Raw genomic sequence first — 24,637 nt, 5'->3', positions numbered from 1 at the left:
AAGCAGGGATGAGGACGAAATGCATCCATTTGTCATCGACGCCAAGCCTCAACCTATTTCAATTGATCCCGCTGACGCTGCCGTACTCGTCGTGGACATGCAGAATGACTTCGGCTCCAACGGTGGAATGTTCGACAGAGCCGGAATCGATATCTCCGGGATTCAACGGGCTGTAGGCCCTACTGCCAGCGTAATAGCTGCCGCTCGCGAATTGAGCATGCCCATCGTCTACCTGAAGATGGGATATCATCGCGACCTCTCGGACCTTGGAACGTCGGACGCCCCCAACCGTATTCGACATCTCCAGATCTTCGGGGTGGGCGCGAACATGACAGCCCCGGATGGCAGCGAGAGCCGGATTCTGATCCGCGACACCTGGGGAACAGAGGTCGTCAACGGCCTCAAGCCACAGGCAGGGGATGTCGTCCTCTATAAAACGCGATTCAGCGGTTTCTACGAAACCGAACTCGATTCTGTTCTGAAATCCGCAGGCGTCAAACACCTCATCGTGACAGGATGCACGACCAGCGTGTGTGTGGAATCGACAATTCGGGATGCCTTCTTCAGGGACTATCGCTGCATACTGCTGACGGATTGCACCAGCGAGCCCATCGCTTGGGACGCCCCAAGGAGCAATCATGATGCCTCGATCACGCTCGTTCAGATACTCTTTGGATGGACATCGACGTCCGACCAATTCCTGAAGTCGGTCGCAGAGCGAGTTCACGGTCGTCTTGAACTAGCCGAATGAGCAGGCAAAGCTGCCTATCAGTCGCCTTGGAGCACCGCGGCTGCCGCTCAGGGCCAGCGTAGATCAAGCCCAAACACAACCGACGTCCCGACCACTCTCGAAAGGTGCCCCGACGCATCGCCTACGATTTAGTCGTCCGACTTTGCCACAAGATCGGCGATACGGGATACATCAGGCACGTAAAGCTCTTTGGCGTGGCGCAGCACGAGTCCGATGTTTTGCAGGTAGCTCAACTCGCGTGCCACCGCCTCGCGGTGGGTGCCAATGCGGTGGGCCAGATCCGTATGGGTCGGGATAGGAGAAATCCTCGCCGAACCGTCGGCTCCGATGTCTTCAGCGCATAAGCGCAGCAACTCCTTATGCACCCGGGACCGAACGTTGAGCGTCGAAAGCTCAACGATGTGCTCGACAAGCACCTGCTGACGTTCCACCAACAATTGTACAACCGCATGCAGGGCTTCAGGATCCTGCTTGACTATGTCCAGAAAGGCACGACTGCCGATCGAAGCGATAGTGCATGGTCCCGCCGCTTCGACCGAATATGGCATCTGGATGTCGCCGCTCAAGGCAATTCCGTTAACAAGCGAGCCACGATGCGCAGGGGGGAGCGACACAATCTTGCCATTGCGGGTATAAACGAGCGCTCGAAGCTCGCCCTCGAGCAGAAAAAAAAGCCGGTCGACACTTTCGCCGGCCGGGACCAGGACGTCCCCTTCATTGAGATGCAACCAACGACAGCGGCGGTCTATCTCGATCAGCGTGGACGACTTAACATTGCTGAAATGCTCGATATTTTTCAAATCCGGCCCGTGCATATGGTTGGCATCAGCTACGGAGGTGATCTCCCCGTCAGTCTGCGGGCCTGGATATCGAACGGGCGGTTGTTTCATCCTGGGTAGCGCCCCCTTGCAAAGGTTCGCAGCCGCTTCCGTTGCGGCTGCTCCCCAAACTCAAGCAAATCACATCTACTAAAACGGTCCGTCAAGAACCATTACTCGTTGAGTGAGGCGGCACCCATATTTCAATTCCGTATGGCAATCCCTTCATACGGCGTTGTGTTGAGTATGTAGGCGACTTCGGTACGGTTTCTCGCACGAAGTTTTTTCATGACATTCCGAATGTGTACCTTGACCGTACTTTCACACATGTTGAGCTCGTACGCGATGACCTTGTTCGCCTTTCCTCGACGCAATGCCTCGATGACAGACATCTGACGCGAGGTAAAAGTGTTGTCTCCGTGCGGCTGCTGCTTGGTCGCGGACTGACCGTCGGTGACGGCGCGTCCTGAATGAAAGAGAACACTGGGCGGGACGAAAGTTCCGCCCGCCGCGACAAGCTGGATGGCCTTGGCGGCCACCTGCAACCTGACGCTGGTAGGAATATAGCCACGCGCGCCGTTTTCGACCACTTTGAGAATGTCCTCAAAGTTCTCGATATCCGATAGGATGACCACCCCTACCTCGGGCCTGGTCGCTTTCAGATGGCCTATCTGGGAAAGGTGATAGTCCGCCTGGGAGTTCGACCACATCACACACATCAGGACCGTCGAAACTCTCTGCGTTTCTTCGGGATCCGCCATGTCGAACGCTTCGACCGACGCGTAATGCTGGATATGAAATGATGGCTCGATGATTTCGAGGCTTCTGCTGAAGCAGTCACACATCAAAGGCCGGCCATCGATGATTGCAATCTCGATTCCCTCTCCCGAGGACGGTGAGAGACGATTGACGTCGAGAATAGATGGATATTGATCAAGATCAGTTTTGTCCGTCCGATCATTCGCAGGCAAAAAACTTGTCATGACTCACCCCCGCGCAAATCTCGCCCCAACGGAGATTTCGCTTTTAAACCCATACCTTAACACTTTAGTAATAGCTTGTGGACCGGAGGTGGTGGTGTGACAAAACGCACAGCGCGGCCAAAATTTCGGTTTCCTCAAGCAATCAAAGTGAAAAAGTCGTGGTTGCAGTATTATAGTTGGCTTCGAAGTCCATGCGCTTACCAATAGGGGGTAGCTACGGAAGTAGCGGTCATCCAGAATCGTTACGACAAAGAGCTGAACAGGGGTGGCTATGTGAGCCGTTGGTCAGACCTTCGCTCAAAACGCGCACACTTTCTCGGCAAAGCGTAAAATTACATTCAGGAGCCGGCATATTCCATATGGCGGACCTGCGGCATGAGACGTCGCAGCCTGCTCCCTTTCCTCGTCGATTGACCGCTTTGGCGAAGGTGGAGGCGAGCTTATTCGAGGCTTTGCCGCAAGTGCTGGCCCAGTCTGATAGCGAGCGCGACAATGGTGAGGGTGGGCATGTCGTTGCCTCCGGTCGGGAAGACCGAGCTGCCGGCGACGAACAGATTTGCGAGGCCGTGCACCTGGCACGAACTATCGACCACGCCGGTTCGCGGGTCGTCGCTCATCCTCGTCGTGCCCATGTGGTGTCGAACCCAGTGATATGGAATGTCTCGCTCCCCCGCCGGGTTTTTGTCCTGGCCTGGATGAATGGCGCTTCTATGCCCCAGCCGCTTCATCTCTTCAGTGATGATCGCCTGGACACGCTCAAGCGTCCGTCGGACGAGAGGCCCCACGTTCCATTGCAGCTTCACACGGGGCAGACTGAACTCGTCGAGCCTTGTATCGAGCGTGACGCGGCTTGCCGGATCCGGTTCTTGTTCCAGTATCGTGTCAAAATGAAAATGCCTTGCACGCCGACGTGAGTGCCAGATCCGTTCGAAACCTGCCGATATTGCTCCCGCCGGATGCATCAGGATAGTTCGGCCGCATTTGATAAGGTCGCGATGCAGCCGGCCTCTCCGCAGCCAGAAGGCAAGATACTGCAAAGCTTCGGAACCATCCATGTGATTGACGCAAGGCCCAGGCTTGATCCATGTGCGGGAATCGAGGAGGCGCTCGCTTGCACGTATTTCGGGCCGCAGCGCCAGTCCGAATGCATCATTGGTGCCGCGGTTTTCAGGCGACAATCCGGTCGTGCGGGTCCAGGGCACGTGGAGGTCTATCATGTTGTCGGGCTTGCTGACTTGCAGGCTTCCCCATTTTACCCGGGGATGCTCCATGAAATAGCGGCCAACCAGGTCATACTGGTTTCCTATGCCATTCGGCGCCTGTCGGTTTGAAACAAGGAGCAGGCGCGCGTTTTCGATACCGCCGCAGGCCAGCACGAAAAATCGCGCAGCAATCTGGAATCGTTTGTTCGGCGTACTCGCTACCTCGATGAAGCGAACCCGCCTTCCGCAGTCGTCGGTGTCGAGCCGCAGCGCCGTGGCATGCAGCACGACCTGGACGTTTTTTGCGTCCTTAAGCTTCTTGCGAAGCGTTGCTCCGAGATCCGGAGTGGGACTGAGAAAGCAGCGTTCCGAAAAGAGCGGCCCGTTTTCAGGCATGACCGCGGAAGTCGGCCAATCGGTCAGCAGGTCGTCGATTCCGAGCAGGCGGGCTGCGGTCTCATAATGGGGTAGTAATGATTTATGGGCGACGGGCCAACCACTCAGGGGTATCCAGGGCCGATGCTCGAAATCGCCATGGTCCAACATCTTGCACCATCCGCCCCAACCAGCCTTGCCTGTGCTCCCGCCGAACTGACGAAGGCGGCAAAGATCAAGAGCTTCGTAAGGTTGACCCACGGACAGCCCGCGCGACAGCCGTTGGCGCCAGTGCTCGTACGTCATGCCACCGCTTTCGATGACGCATATGCGATGCCGCGTGCCTTCTAGTTGTGATGCTATCGCCAGGCCGGCGGCACCCGCTCCCACGATGCACACATCCGCCTCCAGGCGCATGCCTTGCGGAAACGCGTTGCAATCTTCAATCATGGCGTCGATCGGGCATGGTGTCGATCGGGACCAGCAATTGCACGCCTGTGAGAATAGCGTGGCCATTTGCGCCTTGCCCCCAGCCCCATTTGGCTGTTGGTCCCGCTGGCATCGGGCGGGCACGTCAAATTTGTGATCCGAAGAAAACAAATGTCACGATACGAGCAACGGCGCGAGGACTGCCGGAGCCTCGCCCTGTGCTCCATTCGGTTAGCCTCTGGAAGTTCGGCCACTGGCATTCCGTTGTCCAAGCCTGATCCTCTTGGCTGCCTCCGAGCGCAACGCAGTTAAATTTGGCGCCACAATCGGATAATCCGGCGGCAAGCCCCATTTCTGGCGATATTGCGCTGGCGTCATGCCGATGGATGTAAGATACCGCTTCAAGGATTTCATGCGGCGCCCGTCCTCCAGGTTGACGATGAAGTCAGGGGTCACCGACTTGCGGATCGGCACGGCTGGAACAGGTTTCGGTTCGGGCTGGTGATCGCCCACGGCAAGCTTTTGCAAGGCACGGCCGACATTCTGGATCAGGTCAACCAGATCGGAAGGCGACGTCCGGTTTTTCCTGACATAGGCCGAAACAATATCAGCGGTTAGCTCAATGTGGTCGGCGGGGTCAGAGTCCATGAGTCCGCTCATTGCCTGAAGAAGGCTATCTTCCGTGGCCGAGGCGCGGAGCACGTTCTGCATCGCTCATTGAAGGATTGCCCACCGTCACAGGAGAATGCTCCTGATGCCCCGCTCCTTGCATGGCCCAATGCCATCCCCAGGTGCCGTTTGTGTCAATTGTCCCTTGGCGGCAGCCGATCCATCCAAAAGTGGTACCGCTTGGCAATCCCGATCCCGTGATGGCAGCGGCGAAACCGGCAGCACCGGCGGCACAGCTAAGCCGGCAAGACCGCACTGATCCGATGCCGGCGCGCACATGTCGCGTACCGGTATCGACCGTCAAATCGATATCCAGCGCCGCCTCTCTGCGACGACTCGACTTGTTCGCGACGGCTCGACTTGTTCAAGGCTGTCGTGTCTGGAGCTTCATGGCGCGCTTAAAGTCACGATTGTCCACGCGGACAGCGCAAGACATCTCCAGGCCCGTAAGCCTTGAACAATGCTTGCGCCTTGCACTGCGCATGTGCGCTTGGACCTGAGCGGCGCGGCTTGACGAACCGCTCTTTCTACCACTCCGAGCCGGTATAGCCCGCAGCTTCCTTCCACAATGCGAGTGCGATGCTTGGCGAGCGGCCTTTCACTTCAATGTCTTTGCCGCGGTACTTTCCAGCCGCAATCCACACTGTCTTTGAACGCTGATAGATGTTGATGTCGAGGGCGCTGGCTAGAGCTTCCCAGTCCCTGCGTCTCGAAAAATCCATCCGACCCCCATCTCTCCATAATGTGGAGCAGTAACGAACATGGCGGATGAGAGTTCCCAGATCGTGAGGACTTCACCATTGGTTTGCGCAAATGGGTCGCACAGCGGTGAAAACTGCCTCCGCTGGCTACGCCAGCGGAGTATTGAATTGGGCGATATCCCCAGGCTGGAGCTATTTGGCCGCCTTTGCCGTCCTCTCCGCACCCGCCAGACTTGCCAGCGGTTTTTCGCCAGATCCGCTGGTGCCACCCGACCGGCCGGCCTCGGACGGCCCGACCTTTGTCCGGAATCGGCAAAACGGCGAGATGAAAGAAGCCACTGAAGCACTCAGCGAGATTGTCAAAAGAATGTGTTTGATCATGATAAACCTCCAAAAGAGGGCATTGCTTATCCCGTGGAGATGGATAGTTTTTCCCGAAAAAAATTGCGTATATCTCGATTAATTCTTTTCACCCTTTAAATGAGATGGGACTCTGCGTGTATGTACCTATTATACAAAGAGAACCCTCACACGCTGATCTTCGTCTTGGCCCCGAACTGCAGACTGGCCATCAATGGATCGGCATGCGGGTAAGGGAAAACGTAACGGCTGAAGCATGCAAAGCTTACGTGATACAAATTGTTGTGAACGCCCGTCCTCCTAAAATGGGTCTACATTCTTGGATGCGCGCGCATAGGTGAGGTCTTTGGCATGGGGCCGTTATCGCGAAGGACGTTTGCACAGGGAACGGTTCTGGGCCTGTTACACTGGCTTGGCTTTACCAACCCTGGCAAAGCGGCCACTCAATCTTCAGCTGGCGTAACGCTTATCGCCCGCGGCAGACCTGCGGCAACGCTCGTTACTTCGGATCAGCCGAGTGGCTCTGTTCACTACGCCGCCACGGAACTCGGCTGGCACATAAAAAAAGCGACCGGCATCCAACCTGCCATCACAACTGAAAACCATGTCTCGCCGGCTGGCCTGCGTAACGCCGCCCATATTTTTCTGGGCGACACCCGGTTCGCCCGGGCAGCCGGAATCACATTCGGCGCATTGGCGCGTGAAACCTGTATCATCCGAACCGTCGGCAACCATCTGTGCATCGCCGGCCTCGATCATCCCGGCAGTGCACTCGACCAAAACACGTCCGCGGGCACCCTCTTCGGCGTGTACGAGCTCCTTGATCGCTATTTCGGTGTCCGATGGCTATGGCCAGGTGAACTGGGAACGTTTGTCCCAAAGGCACAGTCCTTGGTGATCCCCGCGCTTGATTACGTCGTTACGCCCCGGTTCATGCAGCGTCGCGTGCGCGCTGGAGCTGGCTTCACGAGCGAAGAACATCCCGAAATGGGTTTCACCGCAGCAGCGGCGAAAGAATATATGAAAGCCCAGGCCACGTTCCTGCGTCGCCACCGAATGGGCCGCAGAGTACCCACGAACTACGGTCACGCTTTCGTCGACTGGTGGCAGCGGTATGGCACCGAGCATCCCGAATGGTTTCAATTGGTCAGAGGCAAACGGGGCCCGGTGAGGCTGGGCGCTCGCTTCTCGATGTGCATTTCCAATCCGGGCTTGCGAGAAGAGATCGTCTCGCAATGGCGTGAGCATCGGAGCGCCTCTGCGGGACAGCCAACTTTCGTCAATGCGGTCGAGAACGACATCCCGGGGCAGTGCGAGTGCGAAATATGCAAAGCGCTGGATGGCCCAGAGCCGCCTGACTATCGAAAGTTCATTCCGTCGAAGTCGAAGATCGCCAGCAAGCCTTTCGTATCGGACCGCTATGCGCGTTCCTGGCAAGCCATTCAGCGGATAGCCGCGAAAGACGACCCTAACGCGGTCGTGGTGGGATACGCCTATATGAATTACTTCGCGGCACCGACATCGGGAATCAAGTTGAACCCGAATATCCTGATCGGGTTTTGCCCATCGGCCTGGTACTATCCACGCAGCGGCGAAGAGCAGGACTGGATAAAAGACCAGTGGCGCGGATGGGCGGCAACGACTGCCCAGGTGTTCATGCGCACCAACTATTTCCTGGATGGCTACTGCATGCCGCACATATTCGCCGGCCAGTTCGCCGACGAGTTTCAGAACGCGGCGCGAAACGGGATGGTCGGAACCGATTTTGACTCGCTGACAGGCCATTGGGCGACGCAAGGTCCAAATCTCTATTTGTTGATGCGCCTGCAGACACATCCTGAGACTGCCGTGGAGTCATTGTTGTCGGAATATTATTCAGCCTTCGGACCTGCGGCCGACGACGTCAAAAGGTATTTTGATTATTGGCAGGCGTATACTTCGAACGCTCGCGCCCAGCTGCGGGAGGGGTTCGAGGCTCTTGGAGCATCTCGTTGGCGAAGCTGGGCGAAGGCGGCGCACGCTGTCTATCCAGAGGAGAGTTTCGCGCCGGCGGAAGCCTTGCTTGACAGGGCGGCAGCCTCCGCAATCCAAGATCCGGAAGCCTCGATGCGGGTGAAGTTTCTTGAGCTGGGATTGCAGCATGCGAAGCTGTGCTCGCGAGCGGCCAGCAAGCTCACGCTCGGCGATCCGCAATCCGCCTATGAGCGCGGAAAGCCGGAACTGGAAGCGTTGCTGCAATTTCGGCGATCATATGAGCATATGTGGATATCCAACATGAATCACTGCGCGTGGGTGGAGAGCCAGAGTTGGATCCTGCCGGGCTTTGCGATTCAATCTCCGGACCTTGATCCGGAATGATCCATCTATTTTGAAAGAAGATTTGCGGGAAGCTAGCTGGCCAAGCCGCGCGATATCGCGCCCTGGCCAGCTAGGGAGAGGTGGTCGGCGTTGTGCCAGGCACTGCCGACTGTGCTCGGTGCAGTTGCGGGAGCGCTTCTGTCCATGAACGGGGGGACTGCGTCAAGACAGGCGACAGACACGACAATCACCTCGCAATTTTTCCTCAATCGCCGGAGAGGACACGTCGTGCTGCGCGGAAGTCGGTGCCTGGCTCTGGTTTCCCGATGTGCGGCCGAGACTTGCCGGACTGCATTTTTCCTGTCGGCTTTGAGCTGTGTTACGTTGCCCTTGAACCGGTGGATCGGACCGAGGGGACTAGGGTCCGAAACCCGATTTTCATCCTGTTTGGCTGACACCTCCCATTGTTTTGGGAGCCGTGAACCACCTGGGCATTTCGCGATTCGAAGGCGAACCTTCAACCGCGCCCTAGAGTATTGTTAGGCCCAGGTACTTCCCACCTCCCTTTATAGAACACGGGAAGTCTGTAACCTATGACTGCAAATTGTAAGCTGACAGTTTGGGGCTACTCCGTTCGGATACCGTGTGTTGCCGACGGCAAGGGCCGCGGCACCGATGGCAGCGGCAATGGCCATGCTCAACCGGCGCGTTCATCGGATCCCCGGCACCCAAGGTCAACGTCACAAGAGTCCGCAAAGTGTGGCCAGGAACATGGAACAACCGCTCTCAGCAGCAGTTGTCCGGTTCAGGAGGCAATATGAGCGCGACGATCGAGTTCTTTCGAACCTGGCTGCAGGAGAATGTCGGAAACCTGGCCGCCGACACGCAAGTCAGCGTCGCGGTGTTGGCCCAGCAATTCGAGCAGGATGCGGACGCCGCAGGATATGGGCGCGAGGTTCGCGAAGAAGATATCGGCAACATAGAGGACGCCATCCAGCAGGCCCTCGACAAGACGAACGCAACCAACGGCCGGCAACCAGTTCCGGAGGAAGATGGCTCGCTCACGCCGATCATCGAAGGTCTTGAGGCTGCGGAGCCTGAGCACTCAGCGTCTGCCGCAGGTGACGGCCGTAAGGAAGGAAGCTGACGAGCGCGTACAGCCGAATACCGGATCGTTAGTCCGGCGTATCGGGCTGGGTCGATCAGCGAGGGAAGTCGCGCACAGGATGATCTTCTTCACGAGCGATACTCATTTCAACGATCCACGGATTCTGCGAATTGACCGGCGGCCGTTCAGCTCGCTGGCAACGCATGACGCGGCGCTGATGAGCCTCTGGAACGAGACCGTTGGCTCGGACGACGAGATCTGGCATCTGGGTGATTTTGCCCGCCCGAAGGCCGGCATCGAAAACGTGCTGTCGCAGCTCAATGGGCGCAAGCACCTGATCATCGGCAACAATGACGGAAGCGATGCAACGCTCGCATCCGGCTGGGCCAGCATCCAGCACTATGCGGAACTGGTGGTGGACGGCACCCTCCTCATCCTGTGCCATTATCCCTTCCGGACCTGGAATCAGATGGGCAAGGGATCGGTGAATTTGCACGGCCATTCGCATGGCAAGCTGAAGCCGCTCACTCGCCAGCGTGATGTCGGCGTTGACGTGTGGAATTTCCGGCCGGTTTCCCTGCCGATCCTGCTCAGCAAGCATAACCGTCGATCAGGCTGAGCGTGGACCGGCGCCACGGACCGGCAGTCGTCATTTATACAGTTCTGGATGTGCTTCGCTCTGCATCAAAGCCGGACAAGAATGAAGATCGATCACGATTTTCCGTTACAGGAACAACAAGGACGGCGCTCCGTTGGGAAAGTGATCGCAACAAGCGATTTAACCAATGGAGGCACTTATGATGAAAACGATCTTGGTCGCATCCGCCCTGTCCTTAGCGCTCGCCACATCCGCCCTGGCCCAAACGAGCGGCTCGGGCAATGCCGGCGGTACCGCAGGCGGCGGCATGAACAACAGCGGCACGAGCGTCAACGGCTCCGGCAGCACCACGGGCACCGTCACAACTGATCCGAATGCGACGAACTCGACCACGACAACACCAAACGGCATGAACGACCGTTGCAAGGACACTGCGGGCAATGACGTCGACACCAATACCGCCAGCGGCACTGCCACCTCGCCGTCCCAAAATTGCAACAAATAGTTCCGCCAGCAGAATTCAGCTCAGGCCCGGCGATGACCGGGCCTGAGACATCATGTCGAATCGCAAGGCTGGGGCTATCGAAAGACGGAGTGCATGACCGCTATAGCGTCTTGGAGCACAAAGTCTTGAGCCTCTCAGTCGCACCCGATCGGCAGCGGTTTCGTTTTGCCGGTCAATCTGGCTCCCAGCGTCAGGCTGTTCGGGAAGCCGCTCACGAACGTGTCCATCGCGGCAGCGGACATGGGATGGGAGGCAAGGCGTGCCAACAAGGCAGCCACGCGAATGCGGGTGGCAAATTGGCTGTTCCAGACCTTCGAATAGCGGCGGCCAACAGCAATCCTCGCCGCCCGGTCCCAACGGCCGAACCTGGCCAGTTCGTTGGCTAGCAACCAGCCTGACTGCAGGGCCATCGAAATGCCTTCAGCGATGATGGGATGGGACTCACCGGCGAGGTTGCCCACCCGAAACATGTCGTCGGCAAAACGTGGACGAATGCCAGGCCGTATGGGACCTGCGGCGAGCCATTCGCCATCGAGCGTGGCATTCACGATCGTGGAGGCGACACGGGGACACGAAGCAAGGATATGGGCATGAACAGCTTGGGCTGCCGACGAGACGTTGCCTTTTTCGCGTAGCCTGATCAAGACGTCGCGGCGTATGCAGCACGACAGCGACATTCTGTTCCGGTCGGCCCAGACCATGCCGCCATAGCCGCCCGGAAATGCCAGCAGGGGCATGAGGTCGCGGTCGAGCTCAGCGCCGGTGAAATGAGCCTTGAATCCGAAAAGATCGTGCGGCGCATTGGTTTTCGGCAGGTTCGTCGGAAGCTTTCCTTGTTCCCACGAGCCATGCGCGGCAATCACGACCGGCGCAACGAGAACTCCCTGATCGTGCTTGCTTTCGATTCGAATCATAGCGTTGTCACCATAGGTGGTGATCTCCGCCGCCCGCCAAGGCTGAAACACGTCGGCTCCGGCATCGCGAGCCGCATCCAAAAGCATGCCATCCAGAACGTCGCGCCCGAGCGCGCGTCCAAATGCATCTCCCGCGGCCCGCGGCATGCCCGCATCCGTGCCGGGACCCGATGCAAAAAGTGCAACCCGCTTGACCTCCGGACCGGCTTTGGCGCGAACCGCGGCGCCTCCGCCCAATCTATCCAACAGATCCAGATTGACCGCGGACATGAATTCCCCGCAAACTTTGCGGCGCGGGAATTCACTTCGCTCGACGATAGCAACGGCGCGCCCCTGGCCGCTCAAAGCCAAGGCCACCGAAGAACCACTTGGCCCGGCGCCTATGACGATGGCGTCGTACATCATGGCAAACCTTCCGAAGCGCGGTCGACGGCAAGGAAGGCATGGGTAAACGGTCCAATTCTGCGTTCTGCACACTGGCGCCTGAAATCCGGGGGCCATAGGCTGGAAAGCTCATGACCCGCAAAACCGGCGCGGACGCTTGCCGGCGCATCGTGCAAAGTCACCTCGTTCGCGCCAATGACATGCAGAAGCGAGCAGGCTCTTAAGGCAATGGCGTTTCGGCTCGGCTCGGTGGCGAGAAACACTGGCGCCAGAGGGCGAAGCGCCAAAAACAGGCGTTTCAGGGCTGCGTCCGGAAAATGGTGCAGAAACAAGTTGGCCGATACCACATCGAAGGCGCCGGCTCGGGGGCTTTGGATCCATTCGAAGACATCATCGATGATGGTTTCGACCCGCCAACCAAGTGCGTAGAAATCAGCGAACCGCCTGTCTGAAATGAGGTTGAACTGGTCAAGCATGACCAGGTCGACATCTGTCCAGCGCCGGGCGAGGCGCTTTGCGACGGAAAGCATGAATGCTCCATCGCCGGAACCAATTTCCAAAAATCTGGTCGGGCTTTTGCGCACGCTTGCCTTCAACAGGCTGGCCATGATCGCGCTCTGAAACATCAGTGCGTTTATCCAGGCGAGATCACGCCGCGAACCGACGGCCCTTGGATCGTCGGGAGGCAAATTGTCGAGCAGTTCCCGCTCGATCCGACGATGGTCGAGATCATTGGCCATTCAGGTATCGCCGGCTGTGTGGAACATCATCGTCTCGGTCGTCAGGCCAGGTCCGAATGCCATGGCACAACCCACACGGTCTTCCTTTGTGGCCTCGCGCAGCATTCGCTCGAGTACGAACATGACGGTAGCAGAGGACATGTTTCCGTTTTCACGAAGGACCTCGCGGGAGGTCGACAACGCATCGGAACGGAGATTCAGCGCGCGCTCCACTGCGTCGAGAACGGAGCGGCCGCCCGGGTGGACGGCCCAAAGGTCGACGTCTGAAACGCTCCTGTTTCCCAGAATGCTGCCTATGTCTGTGCCGAGTGCATGGTGGATTGCGGCGGGAACCTCTCCCGACAACACCATGTCGAAACCGTCGTCATGTATGTTCCAGGTCATGAGGTCGCGGCTGCCGCCATCGACGAGCGCGTGAAAACTATCCAGTCCTATGCCAAAAGGACTGGCGCTTACCGACGCAGCCGAGCAGCCATCGCCCCACAGGCAGAACGAGAGCAGCTTTTCAAGGTCGGAGGTCTCCTTGAGGTGAAGCGTACAGAGTTCGATGCTGACCACCAGAACCCGGGCCTCGGGTTCCGACCGGATGATGTGTCGTGCCTGCTTGAGTGCGTTGATCGCTGCATAGCAACCCATGAAGCCGAGGATTGTGCGCTCGATGGAGGTCGGCAGGTTGCACCGGGCAATTATTTCCAGATCCAGGCCGGGGGCGGAAAACCCCGTGCAGGTGGTGACGATCAAATGTGTGATACGGCTCCTGTCCTGACCATGAAGGAGCTTCTCCACGGCCTGTTCAGCCAGAGCGGGCGCTGTGGCCGCGAACATCTCCATGCGCTTTGCCGTGCCTGGAAACGCGCCGCGTTTGAAAACACCCTCCAAATCGACACTTGGGCCTTCAGGATCATCGGCGGGCGCAAAGCACGAATAACGATGCTCTATTCCGCATCTGTCCGCCATGCGATCAAAGATCGCCCGGCGACGGGGATTTGCCGTCAACTGGGAACCGGCAAATTGAAGAAAGAAGCGGTGAACGCCATTCTCCGGAACGGCTGCCGCAATCCGGTTGATGAAAGCTTGAGCGGGCATCTTTTCCTCGGCCTACAGCTTTAGGCTGGTGTACCGCGGGCGGTGACTACGAACCCGACCGGGTCGGGACCAGCCCCTGAGAGGTGGTAAACACTCTCATAAACGTTCGGGACAGATGAAAGCTTCCCTCGTCCTCGACGATTTCCAAGGTGCCGGCCAATGGCGGCACCAAGCGCAATTGGAGGCATCCTCGCTGTCGGCGGCGCAGGCGGGCGAGCGTCGAATGTGGCACCGTACCGCAACGGCCAAGGCCTTGGCCAGTCGACCGCGATCTCGGTCGGACCGGCGGGTTCCCCGGACCACCAGGGGTATTGTCAAGGCGGCTTAGCTATCATGGCAGCGGGGACAAACCGCTGTCGAATGGCCGTGCGCGGAGATACCCTATTTGGCGTTTTTGGCCCCGCCGATCTCCTTGTCCCACTTCTCGAACATGGCAACCAGCGGTTTGGCGTCGAGCGGCGGTTCGATCGGGTTGTCGGCGATCATCGCGGCATATTCGGGCCGGCCGAAACGCTTGATCGTGTCCTGGCTGTCCTGCGGCGCCATCTCTATCGGCACGTCCCTGATCGACGGGCCGGGGTACATGTAGCCGTGATCGTACATGAATGCCTGCTGCTCGGGCTCAAGGATGAAGGCGATCAGTTGCAGGAGAACGCCGAGCTTTTCGTCGGAAACGCCCTTTGGGATAGCCACATAGTTGGCGTCGCTGACCCAGTGGAAGCCCTTCAGGGTCGCAATCTTGTAGTCTTCGGGAACGATGCCGAGATAGCGCGGATTAATGTCCCATCCGGTGGTCGTGGCGATGATGTCGCGCGTGCCGTCACCCAGTTCCTTCATGGTGACCGTCGTGCCGGAGGGATAATAGTCGATGCAGTCGTTCAGTTCCTTGAGATAGGCCCAGGTCTTCTCCCAGCCGTCGATAGGATCCAGCGGATCCTTGTCGCCGAGCAGGTAGGGAAGGCCCATGACGAAGGTTCGGCCGGGGCCGGAATTCGCAGGTCGCGCATACATGAACTTTCCCGGATGCGCTTTGCACCAGGCAAGCAACTCTTCAGCGGTCCCAGGAAGATCCTTGACCCGATCCGGCGCATATTCCAGGAGCGGGCCTGACGGATACCAGCTATCGACGAAGGCTTGGCCCTTCGCCATCTGCTGCATGGCATAGGCGCCCGGCAGGTAGCGTTCGTCGAGCTTGGGAAACATATCGGCGTAGTCGGGCAGGACCTGGGTCCACAATCCCTGATCGATGCCCGCTGCAAGGGCGTCATTACCGGTGAGCACGAAATCGATGTCCAACCGGCCTGCCGCCTGCTGGGCCTTGAGCTTGGCGGCAAGTTCGGGCGCGGGCGCCTGCGTGTAAACGAACTTCGAAATCAGTTCCGGATGGGTCTCGGCGAACTTTTCAAGCGCCCGCTGGCTGAGTTGCAGGTCGCCGGCAACGTCGACCACATTGATGACCAGCGGCTCCTTCGGCTTCGGGAACTCCTTGGCAAGCACGAAAACCGGCCTTGCCGCCGCGGCAACGCCAGCACCCAGGATCGTTAGAAGGGCATTGCGTCGGGTTGTCATTGGTGTCTCCTCCCTTTCTAGGTTGCGTGGACGGTTATTCGCCCACGGTGTCCGGCACTTCGCGAAGCAGAGCAGCCGATTGCGGATCGAGAAACAGGTGGCAGTCGGCATGCCTGCGCAAGATACCGGCCGGCACCATCGGCGAGATCGGCGCTTCGACCGTATCGCGCACCGCCTCGGCCTTGCGGCGGTCCGGCACCGCCAGCACGATCAGACCGCTTTTCATGATCTGGTTGACGGTCATGGAGATCGCCCTGTGCGGAACGTCTTCCAGCGTCGGAAACCAGCCTTCGCCGAACTGCTGGCGGCGGCAGCGGTCGTCCAGCGTTACCAGGTGGAACGGTGCGGTCGTCTCGAAGTCCGCGGGCGGATCGTTGAAGGCGAGGTGGCCGTTCTCGCCAATGCCCGCGAATGTCACATCGATAGGGTGCCGGGCAATCAACGCGCTGATGCGCGCCACCTCGGCACCTGGATCCGGCACGTCCCCGTCGATGAAATGAAAGGCCCCGAGCGACGGCAGCAGCGCGGTGAAGCGCTCCTTGAGATAGCGCCGAAAACTGGCCGGATGCGTATCCGGCATGGCGACATATTCATCGAGGTGAAAGCCGGTGACGCGCGACCAGTCGATGTCATCCCGCTTCACCAGCGCGGCAAGCACCTCGAACTGGCTGGCGCCGGTGGCGACGACGATATTGGCCGCGCCGCGCACCTCGATCGCGGCGCGGATCGACTGCGCCCCCAGTTCAGCGGCAGCGGCGCCCAACACCTTTTTGTCCGGCTTCACGTAAATTCGCATGATCACTCCGTGGTTGTAAGTCGATCCAGCCCCGCCGTTTCTCGCTGCGAGCACGGGGCCTGGGTTGTCGCCCTGATGACGAATTCGGTGACGAGATTGATGCGCTTGTGAGCGAGCGGCTTGCCTTGCAGCATAGCGACGAGAAGCTCGACCGCCTGCCTGCCGGCCTCCGCGCAATGAGTTGCGATGGACGTCAGGGGCGGGAAAAGGGTTGGCGCCAGTATGCCGTCGCAGCCGATCACGCTGTAGTCGCCCGGCACCGACAGGCCGCGCGCGGCAAGCCCGGCCATGATGCCTTGCGCCATGACATCGTCGAATGCGAGTACGGCGGTCGCGCCCGTCAGGACGAGTTCATCGACGCAGGCCTGGCCGGCCTCGAAGCTTGGCCGCGAGGTCGGAACCCGTACGATCTCGACCCCAAGCTCGGCGGCTCTCTTGGTCACGGTGCCGTAGCGCTGGCTGTTCGACCAGGAGAATGCCGGCCCGGCAACATAGGCGATCGATCTATGGCCCAGCGAAACCAGATGCTCCAGCGCCTGCCCATAGCTTGGCCCGCTATCGACCAGAAGCCGTACCATGCCGGGAATGTCGCGGTTGACGAGGACGCAAGGCCGCCTCCGCGCATGTTCAAGGATCTGTTTCGTGTGCAGACGCGAAGAGGCGATGATGAAACCTTCTACCTGCGCTGACAGCTTGGTCAGGAGAATGTCTTCCACTTCCGGCGTCTCGTCAGAATCGCCGATAAACGTCGCATAGCCACATTCGCGGGCCGTCGCCTGCCCCCCACGCATCATCGCCGCGAAGAACGGGTTGGTGATATCGGGCACGATTAGCGCGATGTTGCCCATCCGGCCGGTGCTTAGTGCGCGCGCGGCATGATTGGGGACATAGCCGAGCCGCGCGGCGACCGAGTGAACCCGCGCGACCGTCTCGCGACTGAGAAGCTCCGGCCGGCTGAAAGCACGCGAAACGGTAGCCGAAGAGACGTTGGCGGCGTCCGCCACCTCGCTCAGCGTCGGTGTTGAAGATGAATTGTTCCGCCTTCGGTCAGGCATGCGCGCCCCTGTGCAAGCGCTTGCATGAAAGCGCTTGCACGAAGTCGTGTCAAGGATTGATTGGCCTGGAACAGGTCGGATAGCCGGCCTGTCCCGCGAGGACAGTCCTCCACAGGGGAAACTACCTAATGCCGATCGACGTCAGGATAGGGCAGGATCGGCGCAGGCGGACCGAAGGCCGCGCCGATCAGGGTAGACCTTGCCGTGTGGTCAACCCTTCGACTGAAGCGCGTGGATCACGCCGCGCAGTTCCGCCAAACCGCGCAGGCGACCTATCGCCGGATAGCCGGGATTCACCTTCTTTGTGAGATCATCCAGCATGCGGTGGCCGTGGTCGGAGCGGAAGACGATGGTGTCGTGCGGTTCGCGTTTGCCGTCTTCGGCCAACAATTCGCGCAGGACCGCAACCATGTCCACGTCGCCGTCCAGATGCGCTGCTTCATGGAAGGTGCGGCCATCGCCTTCGCGCTTGGTCGCCCGCAAATGCGCGAAGGGGATGCGCGGAGCGAAATGCTTCGCCATCGCCGGAAGATCGTTGTCGGCGCGCACGCCAAGGCTTCCGGTGCAAAAGCACATGCCGACGGCCGGCGACGGAACTGCCTCGAAGAGCGCGTTGTAGTCGGCGGCGGTCGAGGCCACCCGCGGCAGACCGAAGAGCGGGCGGGGCGGATCGTCCGGATGCAGCGCAAGCCGGACGCCGCTGCCCTCTGCGGCGGGCGCGATCGCCGCCAGGAATTCGGTGAGATGGTGGCGCAGCCGGGCGGCATCGATGCCCGCATAACGCTCCAGCCGGTCGCGAAATTGCGGGACCGTCAACGGCTCCGTGGTCGAGCCCGGCAGCGCACTGGCGATGTTGGCGACGAGGGTCGCGGCCTCCTCTTCGCTCATCGCCTCGAAAACAGCTTTCGCCCGCTCGCGGTCCTCGTTCGAATAATCGGCTTCGGCTCCCCTGCGCTGCAGGATGTGCAGGTCGAAGGCTGCGAACCGGTCCTGGTCGAAACGCATCGCGGTCGCGCCGCTTGGCAGTTCGTAATCGAGATCGGTGCGGGTCCAGTCCACCAGGGGCATGAAATTGAAACAGATGATATGGATGCCGTTGGCCGCAACCGCTTCCATGCTGGCGATCCAGGCCTCGATCTCGACTTTCGCCTCGCCCCCGTGACGCTTGACAGCGTCGGGGACCGGTATGCTTTCAACGACCGACCAGACAAGCGGCGAGCGGTCGGACGGCGTATCCTCGATCGTCGCCTTGCGCGTCGCCACCTCCGCCTTCGTCCAGGCACGCCCGATCGGGACTTCGTGCAACGCCGATACGATATCGGTGGCGCCGGCCTGACGCACCGCATCGAGCGGAACCCCCGCGTCCGGCCCAAACCATCTCCATGCCTCGCGCATTCGTCATTTCTCCAACTATTTCAGGGCTGGTCGGCTCAAATAAACCAGTCGGGGTAGGCGTCGCGCAGTTGCTCGACATCGGGAATGACAGCGCCCAGATGGATTCGCATGGCCTCACAGGCAGCCTTCACGTCATGCGCCGCTATGGCGTTGCGGATGACCGTATGCTCGCCGATCACATGGTCCATGCGGCCAAGCGCCGGCAGCGTCATGCGTCGCGCCCGGTCGATCTGCACCTTGACCGGCTTCAGATAGTTCCAGATGCCGGAATAGCTGGCTATTCGGGCAATCGCCTCGTGAAAGGCCTCGTCGGCCTCGTGAAATCCGTTCATGTCCTGTCGTTCGGCAAGGAACCGCTGCCGCGCCAATATGTCGTCGAGCTTTCCCACATCGTCGCCGTTTGCGCATTGCGCTGCCTTTTCGACCGTGGCGCCTTCCAGCGCCTTACGGATGACGACGGCTTCGGGAATGAGCGAGATCGGTATCGGCGCGACGAAGGTTCCCGACTGAGGATAGATATTGACCAGCCCGTCTTCGACCAGGCGAATCAACGCCTCGCGCACCGGCGTGCGGCTGACACCGAAACGCTCGGTCAGCACCTTTTCATTCAAGGCGTTGCCGGGCTTAAGCTGCATGGATACGATCGCCTCGTGCAGTTCGCGGTATACTGCGGACGCAGCCGTCGTACGCACGATGCCCGGCCGACGCATCTTCGTTCGAACGGAGACGGCGTCGCGGTCGGAGCCCGCAATGCCCGCATGCGCCTTTGCTGATGTCATTTCTCGATCCCCGATCTTCAATCAGTTGACATATTAATATATTATTCCTTACTGTTCGCCAATATCGGAACGCCGCTTCATCCCAAATTATGATCGCGCGCATTCAATCGCCCCTCCCTTCCGAACGCCGCTTTCGCGGCTCGACCGCAAGGATTTTGCAATGCCGCTCCATCCCGACGGGCTTTTTTCGCCTGATCCTACCGTCCGTTCCATCGCCAGGCGCCTCTATGAAGGCGTGCGTGCCTTGCCGATCATCTCCCCGCACGGCCATACCGAGCCGGATTGGTATGCGTATGACCTGCCGTTCCCGGATCCGGCCACGCTGTTCGTCAAGCCCGACCACTACATTTTGCGCATGTTCTATTCCCAGGGAATGCGCATGGAAGATTTCGGCGTCCCACGACTGGATGGGGGCCCGATCGAAACCGATCCCCGCAAGATCTGGCGCCGCTTCGCCGAGAACTACGCCCTTTTCCGCGGCACGCCGACACGGCTGTGGTTCGAGCATTCGCTGGCAACGGTCTTCGGAATCGAAGAGCGGCTCGGCGCGAAGAATGCCGACCTTCTTTATGATCGCATCGCCGAACAGCTCGAACGGCCGGAGATGCGCCCGCGCGCGCTCTACAAGCGTTTCAACATCGAAGCCATCTCAACGACGGACGCCGCCACCGATGCGCTTGCCGCGCATGATGCGATCAAGGCTTCCGGCTGGGACGGCCAGGTTGTGCCAGCCTACCGGCCAGACGCCGTCGTCGACCCTTCGCGCAAGGGTTTCCATGCCGAGGTGGAGCGGTTCCTGGCGTTGGCCGGAACGCCGACCAGCTATCCCGGCTATCTTGAGGCGCACCGCATCCGCCGTGCCTACTTCAAGCAGCGCGGCGCGACGTCCACCGACCACGGCCATCCGAATGCCCGCACCGCCGACCTGTCGAAGGCGGAAGCAACGGCTCTGTTCGACCGGGTGCTGAAGGCCGATGTCTCGCCCGAGGATGCGGACCTGTTCCGCGCACAAATGCTGACCGAAATGGCGCGCATGAGCGTCGAGGACGGCCTGGTCATGCAAATCCATCCCGGCTCTTTCCGCAACCACAACCCGCAGATTTTCACCGAGTTCGGCTTCGACAAGGGCGCAGACATTCCCACCGGCACCGATTATGTCCACGACCTCAAGCCGCTCCTCGACGCGTTCGGCAACGACACGCGCCTGACATTGATCCTGTTCACACTGGACGAGACGGCCTATGGGCGCGAGCTTGCGCCGCTTGCCGGGCATTATCCGGCGCTGCGCCTCGGCCCGCCCTGGTGGTTTTTCGACAGCCCCGAAGGCATGTACCGGTTTCGCAAACTTACCACGGAGACAGCTGGCTTCTATAACACGGTGGGCTTCAACGACGACACCCGTGCCTTCTGTTCGATCCCCGCGCGGCACGACATGGCGCGCCGCGTCGACTGCAATTTTCTCGCGGAATTGGTGGCTGACCACCGGCTCGACGAGGACGAGGCGCAGGAAGTGGCGCACGATCTCGCCTACCGCCTGGCCAAGAAAGCCTATAGGCTCTGACCATGGCGCAGCGGCTTTCCAATCGGACCTGGGTGACCTGCCGGCCGGGATCGGGCGCGCGGACCGCAAAGATCGGCTTGGCTGCCCAACTGGCCGCCGTCTTCCTGCGGCTGAAGCAGGTCCTCGGCACCGATCTCCCGGCCGAGCCCATTTCGCAAGCCTGGGAACCGTATTGACCGATCTTTTGAACGACGGCGCCGCAGCCACCGTGGCATGATTGGCGCAGCGGTTCATGCACGGAGCAGAAAGCGGTTGTTTTTGATGACTGGTAGATTAATATATCAAAATTGAAATCCTGCCGGACAAGACAGGACCAGCGGAGGAGTTGAAGATGATCAAGATCACTCGGCGACAGGCGGTCGGCGGATTAGCCGGCATGGCGGCGCTTCCGGTTGCGCGCGCGTTTGCCCAGACCGCCAAGCTGCCGACCGCGCCCGTCACCATCAATATCGTCGATGTCGCCGGCAATCTGGCGCTAACCCAGAAGGCGATCGAGAATTACAAGACGGCCAAGCCGGAACTGATCTCGAACATCGTCTTCACCAAGGCGCCGGCCCCGGAGCTTCCGGGCAAGATCAAGGCGCAGCAAGCGGCGAACCGCGTCGATATCGACCTCGTGCTTACCGGAACGGATGCGCTGTCGGCAGGCCTCGAGATGGACCTGTGGGTCAAGCTGCTTCCTGACGATTCGGGCGCCTTGCCGAAGCTGGCCGATATCTATCAGGAGCCGGCAGCGCGGATGCAGACGCTGGCCAAGGACCACGGCGTCGTCGTCACCTACTACCCGTCCGGGCCGCTGCTCGAATACATGCCCGACAAGGTCAAGACGGTGCCGACCACGGCGGAGGAGCTTCTGGCGTGGGCCAAGGAGAACCCGAACCGGTTCCTCTATGCGCGCCCGGCCAATTCCGGCCCCGGCCGCACCTTCCTGATGGGTCTTCCCTATCTGCTCGGCGACAGCGATCCGAAGGATCCGGTCAAGGGCTGGGACAAGACCTGGGCCTATCTTAAGGAACTGCACAAATACATCGAATATTATCCGACCGGCACCGGTGCGCTGATGAAGGAACTCGGCGAAGGCACGCGCGACATGACTGTGTCGACGACTGGCTGGGACATCAACCCGCGCGTTCTCGGCGTCGTGCCGAAGGAAGCCAAGGTTGGGGCGCTGAAAGGCTTCCATTGGGTCGCCGACGCCCATTACATGTGCGTGCCGAAAGGGGTCAGCGACGAAAAACTGGCCGTGCTCAAGGACCTGATGGCATTCCTGCTGACGCCTAAGCAGCAGGCCTATACCTATGACGAGGGCTATTTCTATCCGGGCCCGGCGGTCAAGGATGTCACCCTCGACATGGCGCCGCAGGAAAGCCAGGATGCGATCGCCGAATTCGGCCGCACCGAATATGCCGACCTGATCGCCAACAATCCGATCGAACTGCCGCTGGAGCCAGCTTCGATGGTCACGGCATTCCGAACCTGGGACGAACAGGTCGCCGCCGCCGCGAAATGACAAACCTTTGAGTTTCAGCGCATAATAGGAACCGGGCATGCCGCCCGGTTCGCCTACAACAATGGGGCTACGAACGGATGCTGCTCGCCTCGTCGAAATTCGACGAACTCCGCCTCGATCATATGAGTCGAAAATTCGGCAGTATGAGCGCGCTGAGTGACGTTTCGCTGACCGTGCGCAAGGGGGAATTCATCGCCCTGCTCGGACCTTCGGGCTGCGGCAAGTCGACCGCCCTGAACTGCATCGCCGGACTGCTTTCCACCACGGGCGGCAGCATCTATCTCGACGACAAGCGTATCGACCAGCTTAAGCCGGAAGACCGCGGCTTCGGCATGGTCTTCCAGAACTATGCGCTGTTCCCGCATATGACCGTCAAAGCCAATATCGGCTTCGGCCTGAAGATGCGCGGCACGCCCAAGACCGAGATCACGCAACGCGTCGACGAGGCGCTGGGACTGGTGCGGCTGGAAACGCAGGGCCACAAGCTGCCGGGTCAACTGTCAGGCGGTCAGCAGCAGCGGGTCGCCATCGCCCGCGCCATCGTCATCGAGCCGCCGCTGGTGCTGATGGACGAGCCGCTCTCCAACCTCGACGCGAAATTGCGCATCGAGATGCGTGCGGAAATCCGGCGCATCCACAACCAGCTCGGGGCCACCACCCTTTATGTGACGCATGACCAGGATGAGGCCTTGTCGCTTGCCGACCGCATAGTCGTGCTGCGCGATGGCCGAATCCGGCAGGTCGGCGCTCCGCGGGACCTCTATGAGAGCCCGGACCATCTCGACGTCGCCGAATTCATGGGCTACCGCAACCGGCTAACCGGCAAGGTCACCCGGCGCGACGGCGACATTGCCACGGTCGAAGTCGGCGGCGTCAGCCTTTCGGGCAGAGTGCGCGACGATCTCGCGGTTGGCGCGCACGCCGTGATCGCCGCCAGGCCGGACGATGTCACCGTGAGCGACAAGGGCGTCGGGACGCTCGATGCGAAGGTCCAAACCATCGAGTATCGCGGCCGGGAATTCGTCGGCACGGCACGCACCGAGGGCGGCCTCGAGCTGATTTTCCATGCCAGCCAGGCCGCGTCGGTCGGGAACACGGTTTCGCTCTCGATCGATTCTGCCCATGCCCTGATCTACGCGGCCTGAGGATGGCGATGTCGACGCTCGATCATACGCCCTCTCCTTCTCTGCGCCAGCGGCTGGCCTTGCACGGGATCGACGGCGTCACCCTTCTGGTGCTTCCGGCCGCCTTGTTTACGCTGGCGATCTTCGTCTATCCCTTTGTCTACGGCCTGCTCCTGTCCTTCCAGCCGAAGGAAGGGGGGCTCCTCGCCAACTACCAGCGTTTCTTCACCGACCCGTTCCTCTACAACACCATTGCCACCACGCTGTGGCTGGCGGTGCCGGTCACCGTTATCAGCCTGGCGCTGGCGCTGCCCATCGCATTTCGCGTTCGCCTGATGACGCACCAGCGCATGCTGACCACCATCCTCGTGCTGCCGGTAACGCTCGGCACGGTGCTGGTGGCGGAAGGCCTGCTCAACTATCTGGGACCGCAGGGCTGGTTCAGCCGCACGCTGATGTTGTTCGGCGTCATCGGCAGTCCCGTGAAACTCACCAACAATTACTGGGGTGTTTTCGCGTCGCTGATCATCACCGGTTTCCCGTTCACGTTCCTTTTGACGCTTTCCTACGTGACAGGCATCGATCCGGCACTGGAACAGGCGGCGGCGACCCACGGCGCGCGCTCCTGGCAGCGGTTCCGCTATGTGTTCCTGCCGCTGCTGATCCCCGGCCTGGCCATCGCCTTCCTGCTTTCGTTCGTACAGGCCTTCGCCGTCTTTCCGTCGGCGGTTCTGCTCGGTGCGCCGGCCGGGCCGACCCGCGTCATCTCGATTGCAGCCTACCAGGCCGCCTTCGAGCAATATGACTACTCGATGGCCTCGGCAATCGCGATGATCATGGCCGGTGTGCAGTTGGTCATCGTCGTCGCCATCCTGATGCTGCGCAACCTGTTCTATCGTGGCAGCACCGCAGGCGGAAAGGGCTGAC

23 protein-coding genes are annotated in these 24,637 nt (G+C 60.1%); 10 read left to right on the top strand and 13 right to left on the bottom strand.

Annotated features, from left to right (window positions below; all coding sequences use genetic code 11):
- Positions 1–19 precede the first annotated feature (19 nt).
- Positions 20–751 carry a cysteine hydrolase gene (locus tag FJ951_RS02975; protein ID WP_140498451.1) on the top strand — a complete coding sequence of 244 codons (732 nt, stop codon included), beginning with the start codon at positions 20–22 and terminating at the stop codon, positions 749–751.
- 128 nt (positions 752–879) lie between these two features.
- On the opposite strand, the gene FJ951_RS02970 is transcribed toward FJ951_RS02975, so the two are convergent.
- From FJ951_RS02970 to FJ951_RS02950, 5 genes are all read right to left on the bottom strand, one after another.
- On the bottom strand, positions 880–1,641 hold the full coding sequence (locus tag FJ951_RS02970; protein ID WP_140498452.1) for a Crp/Fnr family transcriptional regulator: 762 nt from the start codon (positions 1,639–1,641) through the stop codon (positions 880–882).
- Positions 1,642–1,772: 131 nt separating this feature from the next.
- Complete coding sequence (locus FJ951_RS02965) at positions 1,773–2,552, bottom strand: response regulator transcription factor (RefSeq protein WP_140498453.1); 780 nt, start codon at positions 2,550–2,552, stop codon at positions 1,773–1,775.
- Positions 2,553–2,992: 440 nt separating this feature from the next.
- Complete coding sequence (locus tag FJ951_RS02960) at positions 2,993–4,579, bottom strand: GMC family oxidoreductase (RefSeq protein WP_181167350.1); 1,587 nt, start codon at positions 4,577–4,579, stop codon at positions 2,993–2,995.
- 210 nt (positions 4,580–4,789) lie between these two features.
- Positions 4,790–5,269 carry a MucR family transcriptional regulator gene (locus tag FJ951_RS02955; protein ID WP_318012505.1) on the bottom strand — a complete coding sequence of 160 codons (480 nt, stop codon included), beginning with the start codon at positions 5,267–5,269 and terminating at the stop codon, positions 4,790–4,792.
- Positions 5,270–5,754: 485 nt separating this feature from the next.
- Positions 5,755–5,949, bottom strand: a complete 195-nt coding sequence (locus FJ951_RS02950) for a hypothetical protein (RefSeq protein ID WP_140498455.1) — start codon at positions 5,947–5,949, stop codon at positions 5,755–5,757.
- Between the two features lie 690 nt (positions 5,950–6,639).
- Here FJ951_RS02950 and FJ951_RS02945 point away from each other — a divergent pair.
- From FJ951_RS02945 to FJ951_RS02930, 4 genes are all read left to right on the top strand, one after another.
- A complete protein-coding gene (locus FJ951_RS02945) occupies positions 6,640–8,646 on the top strand; it encodes a DUF4838 domain-containing protein (protein WP_140513499.1) in 2,007 nt (668 codons plus the stop codon).
- 757 nt (positions 8,647–9,403) lie between these two features.
- Positions 9,404–9,733: a DUF768 domain-containing protein gene (locus FJ951_RS02940; protein ID WP_140513497.1), complete on the top strand. Its 330-nt coding sequence runs from the start codon at positions 9,404–9,406 to the stop codon at positions 9,731–9,733.
- A gap of 79 nt (positions 9,734–9,812) precedes the next feature.
- Positions 9,813–10,313, top strand: a complete 501-nt coding sequence (locus FJ951_RS02935; RefSeq protein ID WP_140513495.1) for a metallophosphoesterase family protein — start codon at positions 9,813–9,815, stop codon at positions 10,311–10,313.
- Between the two features lie 178 nt (positions 10,314–10,491).
- Positions 10,492–10,797, top strand: coding sequence for a hypothetical protein (locus tag FJ951_RS02930; RefSeq protein WP_140498458.1), 306 nt, complete (start codon positions 10,492–10,494; stop codon positions 10,795–10,797).
- Positions 10,798–10,931: 134 nt separating this feature from the next.
- Here FJ951_RS02930 and FJ951_RS02925 read toward each other — a convergent pair whose 3' ends face one another.
- From FJ951_RS02925 to FJ951_RS02890, 8 genes are all read right to left on the bottom strand, one after another.
- Positions 10,932–12,116, bottom strand: a complete 1,185-nt coding sequence (locus FJ951_RS02925) for an FAD-dependent monooxygenase (protein WP_140513493.1) — start codon at positions 12,114–12,116, stop codon at positions 10,932–10,934.
- Positions 12,113–12,835: a class I SAM-dependent methyltransferase gene (locus FJ951_RS02920; RefSeq protein ID WP_140513491.1), complete on the bottom strand. Its 723-nt coding sequence runs from the start codon at positions 12,833–12,835 to the stop codon at positions 12,113–12,115. Before FJ951_RS02920 ends, FJ951_RS02925 begins: the two co-directional genes overlap by 4 nt.
- On the bottom strand, positions 12,836–13,921 hold the full coding sequence (locus FJ951_RS02915) for a type III polyketide synthase (RefSeq protein WP_140513489.1): 1,086 nt from the start codon (positions 13,919–13,921) through the stop codon (positions 12,836–12,838).
- Positions 13,922–14,302: 381 nt separating this feature from the next.
- Complete coding sequence (locus tag FJ951_RS02910; RefSeq protein ID WP_140513487.1) at positions 14,303–15,490, bottom strand: extracellular solute-binding protein; 1,188 nt, start codon at positions 15,488–15,490, stop codon at positions 14,303–14,305.
- A 34-nt stretch (positions 15,491–15,524) separates the two neighbouring features.
- On the bottom strand, positions 15,525–16,286 hold the full coding sequence (locus FJ951_RS02905) for a glucosamine-6-phosphate deaminase (RefSeq protein WP_140513485.1): 762 nt from the start codon (positions 16,284–16,286) through the stop codon (positions 15,525–15,527).
- 2 nt (positions 16,287–16,288) lie between these two features.
- Positions 16,289–17,341 (bottom strand): LacI family DNA-binding transcriptional regulator, encoded by a 1,053-nt coding sequence (locus FJ951_RS02900; RefSeq protein ID WP_140513483.1) that lies wholly within the window; start codon positions 17,339–17,341, stop codon positions 16,289–16,291.
- A gap of 210 nt (positions 17,342–17,551) precedes the next feature.
- Positions 17,552–18,736, bottom strand: a complete 1,185-nt coding sequence (gene uxuA / locus FJ951_RS02895) for a mannonate dehydratase (protein WP_140513481.1) — start codon at positions 18,734–18,736, stop codon at positions 17,552–17,554.
- Positions 18,737–18,771: 35 nt separating this feature from the next.
- On the bottom strand, positions 18,772–19,446 hold the full coding sequence (locus FJ951_RS02890) for a GntR family transcriptional regulator (protein ID WP_140513573.1): 675 nt from the start codon (positions 19,444–19,446) through the stop codon (positions 18,772–18,774).
- 229 nt (positions 19,447–19,675) lie between these two features.
- Between FJ951_RS02890 and uxaC the strand changes: the two genes are divergently transcribed.
- The 5 genes from uxaC (at position 19,676) to FJ951_RS02870 (ending at position 24,636) form a co-directional block, all read left to right on the top strand.
- Positions 19,676–21,076, top strand: coding sequence for a glucuronate isomerase (uxaC, locus tag FJ951_RS02885; RefSeq protein ID WP_140513479.1), 1,401 nt, complete (start codon positions 19,676–19,678; stop codon positions 21,074–21,076).
- Positions 21,077–21,078: 2 nt separating this feature from the next.
- A complete protein-coding gene (locus FJ951_RS28350) occupies positions 21,079–21,252 on the top strand; it encodes a hypothetical protein (RefSeq protein ID WP_181167349.1) in 174 nt (57 codons plus the stop codon).
- Positions 21,253–21,410: 158 nt separating this feature from the next.
- Complete coding sequence (locus tag FJ951_RS02880; protein WP_140513571.1) at positions 21,411–22,586, top strand: extracellular solute-binding protein; 1,176 nt, start codon at positions 21,411–21,413, stop codon at positions 22,584–22,586.
- A 77-nt stretch (positions 22,587–22,663) separates the two neighbouring features.
- Positions 22,664–23,731, top strand: coding sequence for an ABC transporter ATP-binding protein (locus FJ951_RS02875; RefSeq protein ID WP_140513477.1), 1,068 nt, complete (start codon positions 22,664–22,666; stop codon positions 23,729–23,731).
- A gap of 8 nt (positions 23,732–23,739) precedes the next feature.
- Positions 23,740–24,636 (top strand): sugar ABC transporter permease, encoded by an 897-nt coding sequence (locus tag FJ951_RS02870; RefSeq protein WP_140513475.1) that lies wholly within the window; start codon positions 23,740–23,742, stop codon positions 24,634–24,636.
- Position 24,637: the final 1 nt, after the last annotated feature.

Origin of the sequence: Mesorhizobium sp. B2-2-3 (assembly GCF_006442405.1) — a bacterium.
Lineage (GTDB): Bacteria > Pseudomonadota > Alphaproteobacteria > Rhizobiales > Rhizobiaceae > Mesorhizobium.
The sequence above is the reverse complement of the archived record's forward strand: the minus strand, read 5'-3'. Positions and strand labels throughout refer to the sequence as shown.

Excerpts from the sequence above, each read along its gene's own strand:
- FJ951_RS02975 (WP_140498451.1), top strand. The coding sequence starts at position 20 with ATGCATCCATTTGTCATCGACGCCAAGCCTCAACCTATTTCAATTGAT.
- FJ951_RS02970 (WP_140498452.1), bottom strand. The coding sequence starts at position 1,641 with ATGAAACAACCGCCCGTTCGATATCCAGGCCCGCAGACTGACGGGGAG.
- FJ951_RS02965 (WP_140498453.1), bottom strand. The coding sequence starts at position 2,552 with ATGACAAGTTTTTTGCCTGCGAATGATCGGACGGACAAAACTGATCTT.
- FJ951_RS02960 (WP_181167350.1), bottom strand. The coding sequence starts at position 4,579 with ATGATTGAAGATTGCAACGCGTTTCCGCAAGGCATGCGCCTGGAGGCG.
- FJ951_RS02955 (WP_318012505.1), bottom strand. The coding sequence starts at position 5,269 with ATGCAGAACGTGCTCCGCGCCTCGGCCACGGAAGATAGCCTTCTTCAG.
- FJ951_RS02950 (WP_140498455.1), bottom strand. The coding sequence starts at position 5,949 with ATGGATTTTTCGAGACGCAGGGACTGGGAAGCTCTAGCCAGCGCCCTC.
- FJ951_RS02945 (WP_140513499.1), top strand. The coding sequence starts at position 6,640 with ATGGGGCCGTTATCGCGAAGGACGTTTGCACAGGGAACGGTTCTGGGC.
- FJ951_RS02940 (WP_140513497.1), top strand. The coding sequence starts at position 9,404 with ATGAGCGCGACGATCGAGTTCTTTCGAACCTGGCTGCAGGAGAATGTC.
- FJ951_RS02935 (WP_140513495.1), top strand. The coding sequence starts at position 9,813 with ATGATCTTCTTCACGAGCGATACTCATTTCAACGATCCACGGATTCTG.
- FJ951_RS02930 (WP_140498458.1), top strand. The coding sequence starts at position 10,492 with ATGATGAAAACGATCTTGGTCGCATCCGCCCTGTCCTTAGCGCTCGCC.
- FJ951_RS02925 (WP_140513493.1), bottom strand. The coding sequence starts at position 12,116 with ATGATGTACGACGCCATCGTCATAGGCGCCGGGCCAAGTGGTTCTTCG.
- FJ951_RS02920 (WP_140513491.1), bottom strand. The coding sequence starts at position 12,835 with ATGGCCAATGATCTCGACCATCGTCGGATCGAGCGGGAACTGCTCGAC.
- FJ951_RS02915 (WP_140513489.1), bottom strand. The coding sequence starts at position 13,921 with ATGCCCGCTCAAGCTTTCATCAACCGGATTGCGGCAGCCGTTCCGGAG.
- FJ951_RS02910 (WP_140513487.1), bottom strand. The coding sequence starts at position 15,490 with ATGACAACCCGACGCAATGCCCTTCTAACGATCCTGGGTGCTGGCGTT.
- FJ951_RS02905 (WP_140513485.1), bottom strand. The coding sequence starts at position 16,286 with ATGCGAATTTACGTGAAGCCGGACAAAAAGGTGTTGGGCGCCGCTGCC.
- FJ951_RS02900 (WP_140513483.1), bottom strand. The coding sequence starts at position 17,341 with ATGCCTGACCGAAGGCGGAACAATTCATCTTCAACACCGACGCTGAGC.
- uxuA (WP_140513481.1), bottom strand. The coding sequence starts at position 18,736 with ATGCGCGAGGCATGGAGATGGTTTGGGCCGGACGCGGGGGTTCCGCTC.
- FJ951_RS02890 (WP_140513573.1), bottom strand. The coding sequence starts at position 19,446 with ATGCGTCGGCCGGGCATCGTGCGTACGACGGCTGCGTCCGCAGTATAC.
- uxaC (WP_140513479.1), top strand. The coding sequence starts at position 19,676 with ATGCCGCTCCATCCCGACGGGCTTTTTTCGCCTGATCCTACCGTCCGT.
- FJ951_RS28350 (WP_181167349.1), top strand. The coding sequence starts at position 21,079 with ATGGCGCAGCGGCTTTCCAATCGGACCTGGGTGACCTGCCGGCCGGGA.
- FJ951_RS02875 (WP_140513477.1), top strand. The coding sequence starts at position 22,664 with ATGCTGCTCGCCTCGTCGAAATTCGACGAACTCCGCCTCGATCATATG.
- FJ951_RS02870 (WP_140513475.1), top strand. The coding sequence starts at position 23,740 with ATGTCGACGCTCGATCATACGCCCTCTCCTTCTCTGCGCCAGCGGCTG.